Below are 15,501 nucleotides of genomic sequence, written 5' to 3' on the forward strand. Positions count from 1 at the left end.
GCTAGAGCGGGATGTTGCCGTGCTCGCCGCGACCGGCGGGCGCGGCGGCGATCGCCTCGGCGATCCGGCGGCGGGTCTCGGCCGGCGTGATGACGGCGTCCACCACGCCGATCTCGTGAGCCCGGTCCATCCCGGCGGACCTCTCGGTCTGCTCCCGCATCAGCCGCTCGCGGAGCGCGGCGCGCTCCCCGGGCGGCGCGGCGTTCAGCCGCTTGCGTTCCAGGACGTCGACCGTCGCGCCGGCGCCCATCACCGCGATCTCGGCGTCCGGCCAGGCGAAGACCGCGGTCGCGCCGAGCGCCCGCGAGTTCATCGCGATGTACGCGCCACCGAACGCCCGCCGGGTCACCAGGGTGACCCGGGGCACCACCGACTCGGCGAAGGCGTGCAGCAGTTTGGCGCCGCGGCGCACCAGCCCGTCCCACTCCTGGTCCACGCCGGGCAGGTAGCCGGGCGCGTCGACCAGCACGATCAGCGGCAGGCCCAGCGCGTCGCACATCCGGACGAACCGGGCCGCCTTCTCGGCGCCGGCCGCGTCCAGGCAGCCGCCGAGGCGCAGCGGGTTGTTGGCGACCACACCGACGGTACGGCCGGCGAAGCGGCCCAGCGTGGTGACCAGGTTCGGTGCCCATCGGGCGTGCAGTTCCACACCTGGCGCGTCGAGCAGGGCCCGGACCACCGGCTGTACGTCGTAGACCCGGTCCGTGGAGCCGGGGACGAGGGCGTCGAGCCGTCCCGGGGACACGTCGTCGGGGGAGATCCGGCCCTGGTGGCCGAGCAGCCGGACCAGCCGGCGGGCCTCGGTGAGAGCCGACGCGTCGTCGTCCGTGGTGAGGTGCACGACGCCGGAGCGGTTGCTGTGCGGTTCCGGGCCGCCGAGCCGCTCGGAGTCGACCCGTTCGCCGGTGACGCTGCGGACCACTTCCGGGCCGGTCGCGAAGATCCGGCCGGCCTCGCTCATGATCACGATGTCGGTGAGCGCGGGGCCGTAGGCGGCGCCGCCGGCCGACGGACCGAGGACCACGGAGATCTGCGGCACCCGGCCGGAGGCGCGGACGATCGCCGCGAAGATCTGGCCGACGCCGTCGAGGCCGACGACGCCTTCGGCGAGACGCGCGCCGCCGGAGTGCCAGAGACCGGTGACCGGCAGCCGCTCGCGGACCGCCCGGTCGATCGCCGCGACGATCCGTGAGCAGCCCTCGATGCCGAGCGCGCCGCCCATCCGGGTGGCGTCGGTGGCGAACGCGATGGCCGTGGCGCCGTCGACGTCACCACGGGCGAAGAGCACACCGGAGTCGTCCCGGGGCACCAGCAGACGCGTGGTGCCCCGGTCGAAGAACGCCCGCAGCCGCGATTCGGGATCTCGATGATCGACGGCTGCGTCCTGCATGGCGGTTTCCGGCGGGTGTTACGCGCGGGCGAAGACCAGCGCGACGTTGTGGCCGCCGAAACCGAACGAGTTGTTCATCGCCGCCGAGATCTCCAGCGGCCGCGCCTTGTGCGCCGCCACGTCGAGGATCAGACGCTCGTCCGGGTCGTCGAGGTTGATGGTCGGGGGCACGACGCCGTCCCGCAGGGCGAGGATGGTGGCGATCGACTCGATCGCACCGGCCGCGCCGAGCAGGTGACCGCTCATCGACTTGGTCGAGGTGAGCACCGGGTGATCGCCGACGGCGGTCTTGATGCCCAGGACCTCGCCCATGTCACCGGCCGGCGTCGAGGTGGCGTGCGCGTTGACGTGCTGGATGTCCGCGCCGGTCAGACCGGCGTCGCGCAGTGCCATCCCCATCGCGCGGATGCCACCCTTGCACTCCGGGTCCGGCTGGACGATGTCGTAGCCGTCCGAGGTGATGCCGGCGCCGAGAAGACGGGCGTAGACATGTGCGCCGCGGGCCGCCGCGTGGTCGGCGCGCTCCAGGATGATGACGCCACCACCCTCACCGAGGACGAAGCCGTCCCGGTTCTTGTCCCACGGGCGCGACGCCTTCTCCGGCTCGTCGTTGCGCGTCGACATGGCACGCATCGAGGCGAAACCGGCGAGCGGCAGCGGGTGCACGACGGCTTCGACGCCACCGGCCACCACCACGTCGGCGCGGCCGGCACGGATCAGGTCGAGACCGAGGGACACGGCTTCCGCGCCCGTGGCGCAGGCGCTGGCCATGGCCCGGACGCCACCGCGGGCGCCCAGCTCGATGCCGACCCAGGCGGCCGGTCCGTTGGGCATCAGCATCGGCACGGTGTGCGGGCTGACCCGGCGCGGACCGGACTGTTCCAGGATGTCGTCCTGGTCCAGCAGCGTGGTGGCGCCGCCGATGCCGCTGCCGAGGCTGACCGCGAGGCGCTCCGGGTCGAGGCCGGAGTCGGCCAGGCCGGAGTCGGCCCAGGCCTCCTTGGCCGCGATCAGAGCCATCGCCTCGGACCGGTCGAGGCGGCGCATCTTGACCCGCTCGATCAGCGTGGACGGCTCCACGGCGAGTTGTGCGGCGATCCGCACCGGGAGCTGACCCGCCCACTCTTGAGTGAGCGGGCCGACCCCGGAGCGTCCCGCGAGCATGGCGTCCCAGGTGGACGCGACGTCCCCGCCCAGCGGGGTCGTCGCGCCGAGCCCGGTGACGACGACGTCTACGTTGCTCATGTCAGTGGTTTGCCTCGATGTAGGTGACGGCATCGCCGACGGTCTTGAGGTTCTGGACCTCGTTGTCGGGGATCTTGACGCCGAACTTCTCCTCGGCCGCAACGACGACCTCGACCATGGACAGCGAGTCGACGTCCAGGTCGTCGGTGAAGGACTTACCCTCGGCGACGTCGTCCGGGTTCACCCCGGCGACCTCCTCGAGGATCTCGGCGAGGCCGGAGGTGATCTCTTCGCGAGTTGCCATCTTCGTTCTTTCTCTCGGTGGGTGGTGGATACGCCGTCAGGTGCTGCCTAGGGGCAGCGGACGACCTGGCCGGCGTAGGTGAGGCCGCCGCCGAAGCCGAAGAGCAGCACGTGGGAACCAGAGGGGACCTCGCGCCGCTCGATGAGCTTCGACAGTGCCAACGGCACACTTGCCGCTGAGGTGTTGCCTGAATTGACCAGATCTTTTGCGATGATCGCGTCGGGGCTCAGTCCGAGCCGCTTCACGATGCCGTCGATGATCCGGGTGTTTGCCTGGTGCGGCACGAAAGCCGCCAGCTCAGAGGGCTCGACGCCGGCCCGCCGGCAGGCCTCGATCGCGAACGGGGCGAGCGCGGTGGTGGCCCAGCGGAAGACCACCTGGCCCTCCTGCTCGATGTACGGCTGCCAGCCCTCGATCCGCAGCACGTCGCCCTTGTCCGGGGCGGAACCCCAGAGCACCGGGCCGACGCCGGCCTCCTCACCGTCCGGAACCGCGGAGACCACCGCGGCGCCCGCGGCGTCACCGAAGAGCACGGCGGTCGTGCGGTTGGACCAGTCGGTGACGTCGGAGAGCTTCTCCGCGCCGATCACCAGGGCGTTGCGGGCTGCGCCGGCACGGATCGCGTGGTCGGCGGTGCCCAGTGCGTACGAGAAACCGGAGCACGCGGTGTTCAGGTCGTAGGCGGCCGGAGCCGTGATGCCGAGCCGGGCCGCGACCCGGGCCGCGACGTTCGGGCAGCGGTCGATCGACGTGCAGGTCGCGACGGTCACCAGATCGATGTCGGCCGCGCTGAGGCCGGAGCTCGCGAGCGCCTTCTCCGCCGCGTAGGTCGCCATGTCGGCGACCGTCTCGTTCTCGGCGATGCGCCGCTCGGCGATGCCGACCCGGTCCCGGATCCACGCGTCATTGGTGTCCAGGGTCATGGCCAGGTCGTCGTTCGTGACCACGCGCGAGGGCTGGTAGTGGCCCATCGCGACGATGCGGGAACCCGCGGTCATCGTGCTCCTCCTTGGTTTCCGCCGTGGCGGGCGATCAGGTCGCGGGCGGCGGGCAGGTCGTCCGGGGTGTTCAGGGTGACGATCTCGGGAGCGCCGTCGCCCTTCAGCTCCCGCTTGACCAGGCCGGCCAGGGTCCCGGCGGGCGGCAGCTCGATCACACCGGTGACGCCGAGCTCGCGCAGCGAGGCCATGCACAGGTCCCAGCGGACCGGTGCGATCACCTGGCGGACCAGGCGCCGGAGCACCTCGCCGCCGTCGGTGACCGGCTTGCCGTCGAAGTTCGACAGCAGGGTCCGGACCGGGTCGCCCACGGTGATGCCGGGCGCCACGGCCGCCAGGGCGGCCTCGGCGGGCGCCATGTACGGCGTGTGGAACGCGCCCGCCACCGCCAGCGCGATGACCCGAGCCTTGGCCGGTGGGGCAGCCGCGAGGTCGGCGAGTCCGGGCAGCGACCCGGCCGCGACGATCTGGCCGGCGCCGTTGCGGTTCGCCGGGTACAACCCGTTTTTCTCGATCGCGGTGACGACCTCGTCCGCATCGCCGCCGAGAACCGCGCTCATGCCGGTGGGCTCGAGGGCGCAGGCGGCGGCCATCTCCCGTCCGCGCACGCCGGCCAGGGTGATCGCGGCATCCGGGGTGAGCACGCCGGCCAGCGCGGACGCGCCGAGCTCGCCGACGCTGTGGCCGGCGACGACGCCGACGCCGTCCATCCCGAGCTGTTCGCCGGCGAGCAGCGCGGCCGCGACCAGCAGCGGTTGCGTCCGGGCAGTGTCCTTGATCTCGTCGGCGCCGGCCTCGGTGCCGAGGTGGACCAGATCCACGCCGGCGAGCGCCGACCACGCACGGAGGCGGTCTTCGGCGCCGGGTAGGGCGAGCCAGGGAATCAGGAAGCCGGGCTTCTGCGAGCCTTGGCCGGGGGAGAGTACGGCGAGCACGTCTTGACTCTTCCGGATCGGGGGAGGTTCGGGGGTTGCCGGGGGCGACGAAACCCTACGACGAGGTTTGTAGGAACCCAACAAACAGTCAGCTCCTTCGGGTTACTTTAACCCGATTTGCCACTTAAGCGGGAATTTCCTGCTGGGACATGTCATCGGCAATGACGCGGCCTTCTTGAGCTACGAGGCAGGGCCTGATCAAGTTGCGGGGTCGAGCCTGCCGATCGTCAGCGCCAGGCGTAACGCGAACCCGTCACGTCCGTCGAACGGTGAGAGCGCCGTGATCTCGGCCACTCTGCGCAGCCGGTACCGGACCGTGTTCGGGTGCACGTACAGCTCCCGCGCCGCACTCTCCAGTACCCCGCCGGCGGCGAAGAACGCGTCGAGCGTCTCGATCAGCCCGCTGCCCGCCCGGGTCAGTGCGCCGTACACCTCCTGCCGCAGCTTGCGCCGGGCGTCCTGGTCACCGGCGAGGGCGCGCTCCGGCAGCAGGTCGTCGGCGGAGACCGGGGACGGCGCTCCCGGCCAGGCCGGCGCCGCCCGGAAGCCGTTCAGCGCAGCACGGGCCGACTCGGTGGCCTGGTCCAGCGACGGGACGGCCGGGCCCACCACGACCGGTCCCGCGCCGAAGCTGTCCGCGAGCGCGGACGCCGTGGCGACCGGGTCGGTGGCGCCGCCGGCCACCACGACCAGGCGGTCGCCGTGCACCCCGCCGATCACCTCGAGCCGGGCCCGGCGGGCGGCCCGGTAGACCGCGTGCAGCACCGCGGTGATGTCACCGCCCGGCGAGCGGCCCACGACCACCGTGACCGGGGGAGCGTCCGCCCAGCCCAGGGCGGCGGCCCGGCTGGCGAGCACGTCCGAGGAATCGCCGCGCAGCAGCGCGTCGACGAGCAGGGCCTGCAGGCGGGCGTCCCAGGCGCCGCGGGACTCGGCGGCCCGCGCGTACACCCGGGCGGCCGAGAAGGCGATCTCCCGGGAGAAGCGCAGGATCGCCTGGAGCAGCGCGTCGGTCTCGCCCTCCTCGGCGAAGCCGGGCACCTCGGCCTCGGCGACGTCGATCGTCACCTTGATCAGCTGGACGGTCTGGGTCAGCGTGATGGCCCGGGCCAGCGCACGCGGCGCGGCCGCGAAGACCTCGTCGGAGATCTCCTGCGTGCTCGCCGCGACGGTCGCCCCGGAACTCAGCCACTCCACGAGTGACCGAACACCCGCTTGTGCGACGAGCATCACCCAGGAACGCTGATCGGCCGGGAGCGCGCGGAACCACGGCAACGTCTCTTCCATGCGGGCCACGGCGGAGGTTGCCAGCGCTCCGGCGTGCCGCTCGATCCGGCGCAGGGTGCCCGGCGCCAGCGGGTTGGTGGTGCTTTCTGCCACCGCGTCAGCCTGACACGCCGCGCAAACGGCGACGCAGAGAGGTTTTAGGCGGTTTTATGACATTTGACCGGTGTAGCGGTGCGCCTCTCCCGCGATTCCGGCCAGTGACCTGGCATCGTGTCGGACTAGTGCGGTCCGGGCCGGGGGGTTAACACCGGGCTCCTTAACACCCGGCTCCGAGGTGCCGATGAGGGAACGGTGCCGAGGAATGCTGGTGTTGGTGTCGAGGACGCGGATCGAGGAGGCGAGAAGATGGAACGGGACGACGCGTCTACGCGTGCCGACGGCGATTCCGTCCTCGACGACATGACGGTGCCCGCACCGGTCGACGAGGAGCCGATCCTGGATTCGGGATCGGGACGGGTCGGCTGCCGGACGGATCTACGCGGGTGGGCCGGCGCCCACCTGCACGGCGCCGTGCGCCCCAGGCGGCGCGCCGCGGGCCGGGGGCGGCCACCCGGCCGCTGGTGCTGACGGCCCTCTAACGAGTGAGTGCGGGTCCGGCCCGGGCGAGTTACGCCCGGGCCGGACCGCGTGACTGGTCAGCTAGGTCGGGTGGACGACAAGAGACGGCTGATCCTGGACCAGGCGCTCGCTCTCGTGGACGAGCGCGGACTCGCCGCCATGTCGATGCGGGCGGTCGCCGAGCGGGTCGGGCTGACCTCGATGGCGCTCTACCCGTACGTCGGCGGCAAGGACGCCCTGCTGGACGGCCTCGTCGACCTGCTCAACCTGGAGTTGGGCACCGCGGTCGGCGACGACCTGGCGGACATCGACTGGCGACGGCGGCTGCGGGCGCTGGGCCGTGCCGTGCGGGCGCTCGCGCACGCCCATCCGAGCGCCTACCCCCTGCTGCTGAACCGCTCGGCAACCGGCGCCTCGGCGTCCTGGCTGACCGCCGCGCTGCACGGGATCCTGCACGACGCGGGCGTGCCCGCCGCCGAGGTGTCCCGGATGGCCCGGATGATCTGTGCTTTCCTGCTGGGTTACACCACCGGCGAGGTGACCGGCGGCCTGCCGGACACAGAAAGATCGGCCGAGCCGGACGCCGAATTCGACGCCGACCTGGCCGACCTGGTGGCTCTGATCGAGCTTGCCGCGGCAGGGAGCGCCGCCGTCAGATCCGGCGGCGGATCAGGAACGCCATCCCAGCCAGGCCGACCAGGATCACCAGCAGGACCGCGCCGTTGAGCAGGAACAGGCGGCGCACCTCGGTGAACACCTCGGTCGCGCTCTCCACCGGGTTGACCTCGGGCTTGAGTTTCTCGCCGACGCCACCGCCGATGCCGCCGTGCACCACGTCCGGTTTCGCCTCCAGCGGCGCGCCGGAGACCCGCAGCGTCTCGGACATCGAGAGCCGGCCGTAGAACCAGCCGGCCGACTTCTTGCCGGACGGCTGCTTGGCCGGCCGGTACGCCCGGGGGCCGCCGGCGGCCAGCGGGTACAGGTCGTAGACCAGGCTCGGCGAGTCCTTCACCAGGATGGTGAGCGTGAACTTGTCGCCGAGCTTGCCGTCCTTGGGCGCGGAGGTCTGCGGCCGGGCCGAGGCCAGCCAGTCCACCTCGGTGAGCAGCAGCTCGAACATCCGCGGCTCGTCGGCCTGCCGGACCACGATCGGCTCGGTGATGCCCTTGCCCTTGATCTCCACCGCGCTCGGCTTGGTGTCTTTCGGCGCGGCTGCAGCCGCGGGCGCGACGCCGGCCGACAAGGCGACGGCCACCGCCACCGCTCCCGCCGCCGACATCAGTCTGGTGATTGCCCCTCGCACCATCCGACTCCCCCCGCCCGTGGATGGACATGGACCACTAACCCGCTTCTCGTGCCGACGGTGAATCCGGCACGGCGGCCCAGACCTACAGCCTTCCCGGACACCGCCCCGGCCGCATCTCGTGGCGGGGTGAATTGGAGCCATTTGGGGGACGGCTGGACGGCAACGGCACGACCGTTGATCAGCGGCCGAATAGTACCCACTCCCCGCAATCCGTGGGGGCGGCGGCCACCGGGGTGATGAGGGCCATCACCGGGTGCGGCGACCGGCCGTGACAGCCGGCCGCCGCATCGGGTGAAAGCGTCAGAGACGCCCGCGAGCTGCGGAAAGGCGGGCGAGCGTGCGCTCCCGGCCGAGTGCTTCGAGCGACTCGAACAGCGGCAGGCCGATCGTCCGGCCGGTGGCCGCGACCCGTACCGGCGCCTGGGTCTTTCCCAATTTGAGACCTCGCGCCTCACCGACCTGCTCGAGCGCGGCCTTGAGCGGCTCGGCCGACCAGTCGGTCAGGGCGCCGAAGGCGGCCGCGGTCGCGTCCAGAATGTCCGCCGCACCCTCCTTCATGGCCTTCGCCCAGGATGCGTCGTCATGGACCGGCTCGTCCAGGAAGAGGAAGTCGACGTAGTCGACGATCTCGGAGAGCACCGCGATCCGGGTCTGCGCGAGCGGGGCGATCGCCGCGAAGACCTCGGCGTCGAACGCGTCCGGCGACCACGGCGGCGCGGCGATGGTGTCGGTGCCGGTCAGCCACGGCGCGCAGACCTGGGTGAACTCGTCCGGGGTGAGCGCCCGGATGTACTCGCCGTTGAACGCGCGCAGTTTCTTGATGTCGAAGAAGGCCGGGGCGTGGTTCACGTCCTCGATCCGGTACTCCTCCTCGACCACCGACCACGGGACGATCTCCCGGTCGCCGGTGGGCGCCCAGCCGAGCAGCATCAGGTAGTTGCGCATCGCGGCGGCGAGGTAACCCTCGTCCCGGTACGACTCCAGGGCCACCTTGTCGCGGCGCTTCGACAGTTTCTGCCGCTTCTCGTTGACGATCACCGGCACGTGGCCCCAGACCGGCGGCGTGGCGCCCAGCGCCTCCCAGAGCAGCTGCTGCTTCGGCGTGTTCGGCAGGTGCTCCTCGGCGCGGAACACGTGCGTGATGCCCATGCTCATGTCGTCCACGACGTTGGCCAGCAGGAACACCGCCGAGCCGTCGCTGCGGGCGATGACGAAGTCCTCGATCAGCTTGTTCTCGAAGGTGGGCTTGCCGCGGACCAGGTCGACGACCACCGTCTCGCCCTCGTCCGGCGTGCGGAACCGCAGCGCGCGGCCCTCGCCCGGACCCAGCGCCCGGTCGCGGCAGAAGCCGTCGTAACCGGTGTGCGTGTTGCCGGTGCGGGCGATCACGTCCTCGCGCTTGCAGTCGCAGTAGTAGGCCTTCGCCTCGCCGTAGAGCCGGGTCGCGGCGGCGGTGTGGTCGGCGGCGTAGGACGACTGGTAGTAGGGCCCCTCGTACGTCCCGCGCTCGATGCCGATCCAATCCAGCGCCGAGATGATGCCCTCGGTCCACTCGGGCCGGTTGCGGGCGGCGTCGGTGTCCTCGATCCGCAGCACGAAGACACCGTCGTGCTGGCGCGCGTAGATCCAGTTCTGCAGCGCGGATCGGGCGCCGCCCACGTGGAACATGCCGGTCGGTGAGGGAGCGAAACGTACTCGAACAGTCACGACCCCCACCCTACCGAGAGCTTTCGGGTACGGGTGCGCGGCTCACACAGGCGCATCGACGGGTCCCGCCCGTACCGCGCGGCCACCTGCCGGCCCGAGGCCGTCCGGCGTCTTTCGCTACGGGTGCAACTCAAGCTTCCTCCGCCGGCCGTGACGGCCCGATCAGACCGTGACAGCGGCTCAGACCGTGACAGCGGCTCAGACTGTGACAGCGGCTCAGACCGTGAACCGGCCGACCAGCCCGGTGAGCCGCTGCGCGGTCGCGGTCAGCTCGGCGGCCGCCTGATGCGCGTCCGCCACCGAGCGCCTGGTGCCCTCCATCGCGCCGCTGACCGTACCGATGCCGTCCGCGATGTCCCGGCTGCCCCCGGCCGCCTCGGCGATGTTGCGGGCCATCTCAGCGGTCGTGGCGGCCTGTTCCTCGACCGCCGCCGCGATCGCCGTCTGATAGTCGTTCACCTGAGCGATCCGCGCTGAGATCGCGTCGATCGCGGTGACCGCGCGGGCGGTGTCCGCCTCGATCGCCGCGACCCGGGCGGTCACGTCCTCGGTGGCCCGCGCGGTCTCCTGCGCCAGCTCCTTGACCTCGCCGGCGACCACCGCGAACCCCTTGCCGGTCTCGCCGGCCCGGGCCGCCTCGATCGTCGCGTTCAGGGCCAGCAGGTTGGTCTGCTCGGCGATGTTGGCGATCAGCTTGACCACCTCGCTGATCGCGGCGGTCGAGGTACGCAGCTCGCTGATCACGTCCGCCGCGGCGGCGGTCAGCCCGACACCGTCCCGGCCGGCCTGCGCGGCCTCCTGGGCGTTGTGCGAGATCTCGCCGATCGACGTGCCCATCTCCTCGGCGCCGGCCGCCACCGTCTGCACGACGTGCGAGACCGTGTCCGCCGAGGAGCTCACCGTGCCGGCCCGCTCGGCGGCCGTGTCCGAGGCGCTGGCCAGCTCGCCGCCGGTCGCCGCGACCCGCTGGGCGGTGCCGCTCACCTCCGCGGAGGCGCCGGTCACCTCCTGCATGACGGTGCGCAGCTCGGTGACGGCGGTGTTCAGCGCGGTGGCCGCCTCGCCGATCTCGTCGCGGCCCTGGTCGTCGGCCCGGACGGTCAGGTCCCGGCCGGCGAGCCGGGTCAGCGCCGCGGTGAGCCGGCCCAGGCGGCCGGAGAGCCGGGCGGCCTGGAAGTACGCGACCACCGCGCCGGCCAGCGCCAGCAGCACCGCGGCGATCACGAAGGCGGTCAGCATGGTGCTGCGGCCGTCGCGGACCACGGCCACCGTGCTCTCCGCGTCCGCGTCGTACCCGCCGACCGCGACCGCCCACTGGTACGGCGCGTAGTACGCCACCGTCGTGGTGGTCGCTCCGGCCGCCGCCCCGGCCGCGCCGGGCAGCTGGTAGGTGGTCCGCCAGGTGGCGCCGTCGTCCAGCTCCGGCGCCTTGGTGACGATCTCCTCGACGTACGTGGTCCCGTTCGCGTCGGTGGCGTCCAGGATGGTGGTGCCGGCGACCCCCTCCAGGCTGGAGGCGATCACCCGGCCCTTGTCGGCGGTGAGCGTGCTGAAGACCGAGACCCAGCCGTTCTCCCCGACCTGCTGCTCGGAGATCGCCGTGGTGAGGTTCTTCAGGGCGCTCTCCTGCGGCACGCCGACGAAGAGCGCGCCCACCACGTCACCCGACGCGTCCTTGATCGGGTCGTACGCGGTGATGTACCAGGTGTCGACCACCTGGGCCACGCCCCGGTACGACTTGCCGGCCTTGATCGCGGCGGCGACCGCGTTCGGGTTGCCGTCCGCCCCGGTGGCCGGGATGTAGGTGCCGATCGCCCGCTTGCCGGTGGTGCCCTTGACCGTGGTGGCGACCCGCAGCAGGTCGCCGGCGGTGTTCATCCGCTGGAACATCGTGACCGCGCCGCCGACCAGCTCCTCCACGTCGTCGACGAACGGGGTGGTCCTGCCCGGGTCGGTGTTCTGCCCGAGCCAGCGGCCGTCCACCGTGACCCGGGGCAGGGTCACCGTGGATTTCTCCTGGTTCACCTGGTTGGTCGCGGTCCAGGTGGTGGTCCGGGACGAGAGCGTGACGCCGCCGCGCTGGTCGAGGAGCCCGTTGGCGCTGGTCATCCCGACGTCCACGCCGTGCTGGACCTCGTCGCCGACGGTGCTGACCAGGGTCGTCACCGAGGACGTGGTGCGGTCCAGCTCGGCCACGTTCTGCTCGAGCACCTCGTCCTGGGTGCGGTCCGCGAACCGGCTGCTCTGCCAGGCGCCCACGCCCACCAGGACGAGCGCGGTGACCAGGACACTGCCCAGGCCGAGGATCAGGAGTTGTTGGAGCATGCGCAGCCGCATAACCCCCAGATCGGCACTCCGGGGCCGAAGACTGAGGCGGCCCGCCGCAAAAATGCGACGGGCCGCCCCTTTCCGGTTCTTACCTAGCTGTCGCCGCCGGTCTCGCCCACCGGAGCGGCGTTGACGTCGTCGATGGCGTACTTACGGGCGGCCTCGGCCGGCACGTGCTTCGCCACCTGGCCGCGCAGCGCCAGCTCGCGCAGCGTGGCCACCGCGACCGACTCGCCGTCCACGTGGAAGTGGCGGCGCAGGGCGTGCCGGGTGTCGCTCATGCCGAAGCCGTCGGTGCCGAGCGAGGTGTACCCGTTCGGAACCCAGCGGCTGATCAGGTCCGGCACCGCGCGCATCCAGTCGCTGACCGCGACCGACGGGCCCTCGACGCCCTCCAGCTTCTGCTGGATGTACGGCTTGCGGGGCTCGTCGCCCGCGTGGAGCAGATTGTGCTCCTCGGCCTCGATGGCGTCCCGGCGCAGCTCGGTCCAGGAGGTGACCGACCAGACGTCGGCGCTCACGCCCCAGTCCTGGGCGAGCAGCTCCTGCGCCTTGAGCGCCCAGCGCATGCCGGTGCCGGAGGCGAGCAGCTGCGCCTTCGGGCCGTTCGTCGCGGGGCCCTCGTTGAACCGGTAGATGCCCTTGAGCAGGCCTTCCACGTCGACACCCTCGGGCTCGGCGGGCTGGATCGCCGGCTCGTTGTAGATGGTGAGGTAGTAGAAGATGTTCTCCTGCTTCTCGCCGTACATCCGGTGCAGGCCGTTCTCGACGATGTGCGCGATCTCGAACGCGAACGCCGGGTCGTACGCCACCACGGCCGGGTTGGTCGCCGCGATCAGCAGCGAGTGCCCGTCCTCGTGCTGCAGGCCCTCACCGTTGAGCGTGGTCCGCCCGGCGGTCGCGCCGAGCAGGAAGCCGCGGGTCATCTGGTCGGCGGCCGCCCAGAGCTCGTCGGCGGTCCGCTGGAAGCCGAACATCGAGTAGAAGATGTACAGCGGGATCATCGGCTCGTCGTGCGTCGCGTACGACGTGCCGGCCGCGATGAAGCTCGCGGTCGACCCGGCCTCGTTGATGCCCTCGTGCAGGATCTGGCCGTTCGTCGCCTCCTTGTAGGACAGGAACAGCTCCCGGTCCACGGAGGTGTAGGTCTGGCCGTGCGGCGAGTAGATCTTCTTGGTCGGGAAGAGCGAGTCCATGCCGAACGTGCGGGCCTCGTCCGGGATGATCGGCACCCACCGGGCGCCGAACTCCTTGTCCTTCATGAGGTCCTTGAGCAGGCGGACGAACGCCATCGTGGTGGCGACCTTCTGCTTGCCGCTGCCCCGCTTGATGTCGCCGAACGCCTTCGACTCCGGGATCGCCAGCGACTTGTGCTTGGTCCGCCGGCTGGGGATCGATCCGCCCAGGTCACGACGCCGCTGCATCATGTACTCGAACTCGTCGGACTTCTCGCCGGGGTGGTAGTACGGCGGGAGGTACGGGTTCTCCTCGAGCTGCTTGTCGCTGATGTCGAGGTAGAGGCGGTCCCGGAAGCCCTTGAGGTCTTCCAGGGTCAGCTTCTTCATCTGGTGCGTGGCGTTGCGGGCCTCGAAGTGCGAGCCCAGCGTCCAGCCCTTGATCGTCTTGGCGAGGATCACGGTCGGCTGGCCGGTGTGCTCGGTGGCCGCCTTGTACGCCGCGTAGAGCTTGCGGTAGTCGTGGCCGCCGCGCTTGAGGTTCCACACCTCGTCGTCGGTCATGTTCTCGACGAGCTTGCGGGTCCGCGGGTCACGGCCGAAGAAGTGCTCTCGGACGTACGCCCCGGACTCGCCCTTGTAGGTCTGGTAGTCGCCGTCCGGCGTCGCGTTCATCAGGTTGACGAGCGCGCCGTCGGTGTCGGCGGCGAGCAGCGAGTCCCACTCGCGGCCCCAGACGACCTTGATGACGTTCCAGCCGGCGCCGCGGAAGAAGGCCTCCAGCTCCTGGATGACCTTGCCGTTGCCGCGGACCGGGCCGTCCAGGCGCTGCAGGTTGCAGTTCACCACGAAGGTGAGGTTGTCCAGCTCCTCGCGGGCGGCCAGGCCGATCGCGCCGAGCGACTCGACCTCGTCCATCTCGCCGTCGCCGAGGAACGCCCAGACGTGCTGCTGGCTGGTGTCCTTGATGCCCCGGTTGTGCAGGTACCGGTTGTACCGCGCCTGGTAGATCGCGTTCAGCGGGCCGAGACCCATGCTGACCGTCGGGAACTCCCAGAAGTTCGGCATGAGGCGCGGGTGCGGGTACGACGGGAGGCCGCCACCCGGGTGCGACAGCTCCTGGCGGAAACCGTCCAGCTGGTGGGTGGTGAGGCGACCCTCGAGGTACGCCCGCGCGTACATGCCGGGGGAGGCGTGACCCTGGAAGAAGATGTGGTCGCCGCCGCCCGGGTGGTCCTTGCCCCGGAAGAAGTGGTTCATGCCCACCTCGTAGAGGCTGGCGCTCGACGCGTACGTCGAGATGTGCCCGCCGACGCCGATCTCCGGGCGCTGCGCCCGGTGCACCAGCATCGCCGCGTTCCACCGAATGTACGCCCGGATCCGACGCTCGACGAACTCGTCACCGGGGAACCAGGGCTCACGCTCCGGCGGGATGGTGTTGATGTAGTCGGTGGACGTCAGTGGCGGAACGCCGACCTGTCGCTCCCGGGCACGCTCCAGCAGGCGCAACATCACATAACGGGCTCTTTTCGCGCCGCGCTCGTCGATGACTCCGTTGAGCGACTCGACCCACTCGTTGGTTTCCTCGGGGTCGATGTCGGGAAGCTGGCTCGGCAGGCCATCGCTGATCACCGGGCGCTTTCGCTCCGTGGCCACAGGCAATCCTCTTGGTTGAGTGTCGTTTACACCGGGCGACCTAGGTGGCGAATCGCTCGGTCAGGAACTCCATCCTGCCCCCTTTCGGTGGGCAGCGTCACGCCTACCCGACGTGTCAGCGATACGCGACACATGTACTGACCAGTAACATTCTGGTGACCGGTGTCGGTGATCAGTGTCGCCGTGAGGATGGTTTTCGCCACCGCCGGGCTGCTCAACTCAGCCGGGCAGGAAGGAGAAACGGACCTGCCGGATCGGGTTGTCGCCGTTCGGGTCGACCAGGCAGATCGACTGCCAGGTGCCCAGGGCGATCCGGCCGGCGATGACCGGCAGAGTGGCGTACGGCGGGATCCACGCGGGCAGCACGTGGTCGCGCCCGTGCCCCCGCGAGCCGTGCCGGTGCTGCCACTTGTCCTCGGCCGGCAGCAGGTCGTCGATCGCGGTCAGCAGATCGTCGTCCGAGCCCGCGCCGGTCTCGATGATCGCCAGGCCGGCCGTGGCGTGCGGCACGAAGACGTGCAGCAGGCCGTCCTGCTCGGACGCGACGAACCGCTCCGCCTCCGCGGTGATGTCGTGCACCACGGGGGAGTTGCCGGTCCGTACGGTGATCGTTTCGCTGCGCATGGTCCATATATATCGGCCTTCTGCATTGGCAGGGTCACCGTGGGTCGG

General features: G+C 71.0%; 13 protein-coding genes. 2 read left to right on the forward strand and 11 right to left on the reverse strand.

Annotation, left to right across the window (positions count from 1 at the left end; all coding sequences use genetic code 11):
- Position 1 precedes the first annotated feature (1 nt).
- The 6 genes from AMIS_RS06580 to AMIS_RS06605 form a co-directional block, all read right to left on the reverse strand.
- Positions 2-1,390 (reverse strand): acyl-CoA carboxylase subunit beta, encoded by a 1,389-nt coding sequence (locus AMIS_RS06580; protein WP_014441423.1) that lies wholly within the window; start codon positions 1,388-1,390, stop codon positions 2-4.
- 18 nt (positions 1,391-1,408) lie between these two features.
- A complete protein-coding gene (gene fabF / locus AMIS_RS06585) occupies positions 1,409-2,635 on the reverse strand; it encodes a beta-ketoacyl-ACP synthase II (RefSeq protein WP_014441424.1) in 1,227 nt (408 codons plus the stop codon).
- Position 2,636: 1 nt separating this feature from the next.
- Entirely contained in the window at positions 2,637-2,879 is a 243-nt protein-coding gene (locus AMIS_RS06590) for an acyl carrier protein (protein ID WP_014441425.1), read from the reverse strand.
- A 47-nt stretch (positions 2,880-2,926) separates the two neighbouring features.
- A complete protein-coding gene (locus AMIS_RS06595; RefSeq protein WP_014441426.1) occupies positions 2,927-3,877 on the reverse strand; it encodes a beta-ketoacyl-ACP synthase III in 951 nt (316 codons plus the stop codon).
- Positions 3,874-4,812 (reverse strand): ACP S-malonyltransferase, encoded by a 939-nt coding sequence (locus AMIS_RS06600; protein ID WP_014441427.1) that lies wholly within the window; start codon positions 4,810-4,812, stop codon positions 3,874-3,876. Before AMIS_RS06600 ends, AMIS_RS06595 begins: the two co-directional genes overlap by 4 nt.
- Before the next feature lie 198 nt (positions 4,813-5,010).
- Positions 5,011-6,192 (reverse strand): PucR family transcriptional regulator, encoded by a 1,182-nt coding sequence (locus AMIS_RS06605; protein ID WP_014441428.1) that lies wholly within the window; start codon positions 6,190-6,192, stop codon positions 5,011-5,013.
- Between the two features lie 252 nt (positions 6,193-6,444).
- Here AMIS_RS06605 and AMIS_RS41510 point away from each other — a divergent pair, with 252 nt between their 5' ends.
- Together AMIS_RS41510 and AMIS_RS06610 are read left to right on the forward strand one after the other, a co-directional pair.
- The gene (locus tag AMIS_RS41510) at positions 6,445-6,666 is read left to right on the forward strand and encodes a hypothetical protein (RefSeq protein WP_157434752.1); all 222 of its coding nucleotides are present in this window, start codon (positions 6,445-6,447) and stop codon (positions 6,664-6,666) included.
- Positions 6,667-6,747: 81 nt separating this feature from the next.
- The gene (locus AMIS_RS06610) at positions 6,748-7,383 is read left to right on the forward strand and encodes a TetR/AcrR family transcriptional regulator (RefSeq protein ID WP_014441430.1); all 636 of its coding nucleotides are present in this window, start codon (positions 6,748-6,750) and stop codon (positions 7,381-7,383) included.
- On the opposite strand, the gene AMIS_RS06615 is transcribed toward AMIS_RS06610, so the two are convergent.
- From AMIS_RS06615 to AMIS_RS06635, 5 genes are all read right to left on the reverse strand, one after another.
- Positions 7,310-7,963, reverse strand: coding sequence for a hypothetical protein (locus AMIS_RS06615; protein ID WP_041829591.1), 654 nt, complete (start codon positions 7,961-7,963; stop codon positions 7,310-7,312). The genes AMIS_RS06610 and AMIS_RS06615 overlap by 74 nt on opposite strands.
- 300 nt (positions 7,964-8,263) lie before the next feature.
- The gene (gltX, locus tag AMIS_RS06620; protein ID WP_083888790.1) at positions 8,264-9,670 is read right to left on the reverse strand and encodes a glutamate--tRNA ligase; all 1,407 of its coding nucleotides are present in this window, start codon (positions 9,668-9,670) and stop codon (positions 8,264-8,266) included.
- A 216-nt stretch (positions 9,671-9,886) separates the two neighbouring features.
- Positions 9,887-11,995 carry a methyl-accepting chemotaxis protein gene (locus AMIS_RS06625; protein WP_231859250.1) on the reverse strand — a complete coding sequence of 703 codons (2,109 nt, stop codon included), beginning with the start codon at positions 11,993-11,995 and terminating at the stop codon, positions 9,887-9,889.
- Positions 11,996-12,090: 95 nt separating this feature from the next.
- Positions 12,091-14,829 (reverse strand): pyruvate dehydrogenase (acetyl-transferring), homodimeric type, encoded by a 2,739-nt coding sequence (gene aceE / locus AMIS_RS06630; RefSeq protein WP_014441434.1) that lies wholly within the window; start codon positions 14,827-14,829, stop codon positions 12,091-12,093.
- Positions 14,830-15,048: 219 nt separating this feature from the next.
- Entirely contained in the window at positions 15,049-15,453 is a 405-nt protein-coding gene (locus AMIS_RS06635) for a YjbQ family protein (RefSeq protein WP_014441435.1), read from the reverse strand.
- Between the last annotated feature and the right edge of the window lie 48 nt (positions 15,454-15,501).

It is taken from the genome of Actinoplanes missouriensis 431 (genome assembly GCF_000284295.1).
GTDB classification, from domain to species: domain Bacteria; phylum Actinomycetota; class Actinomycetes; order Mycobacteriales; family Micromonosporaceae; genus Actinoplanes; species Actinoplanes missouriensis.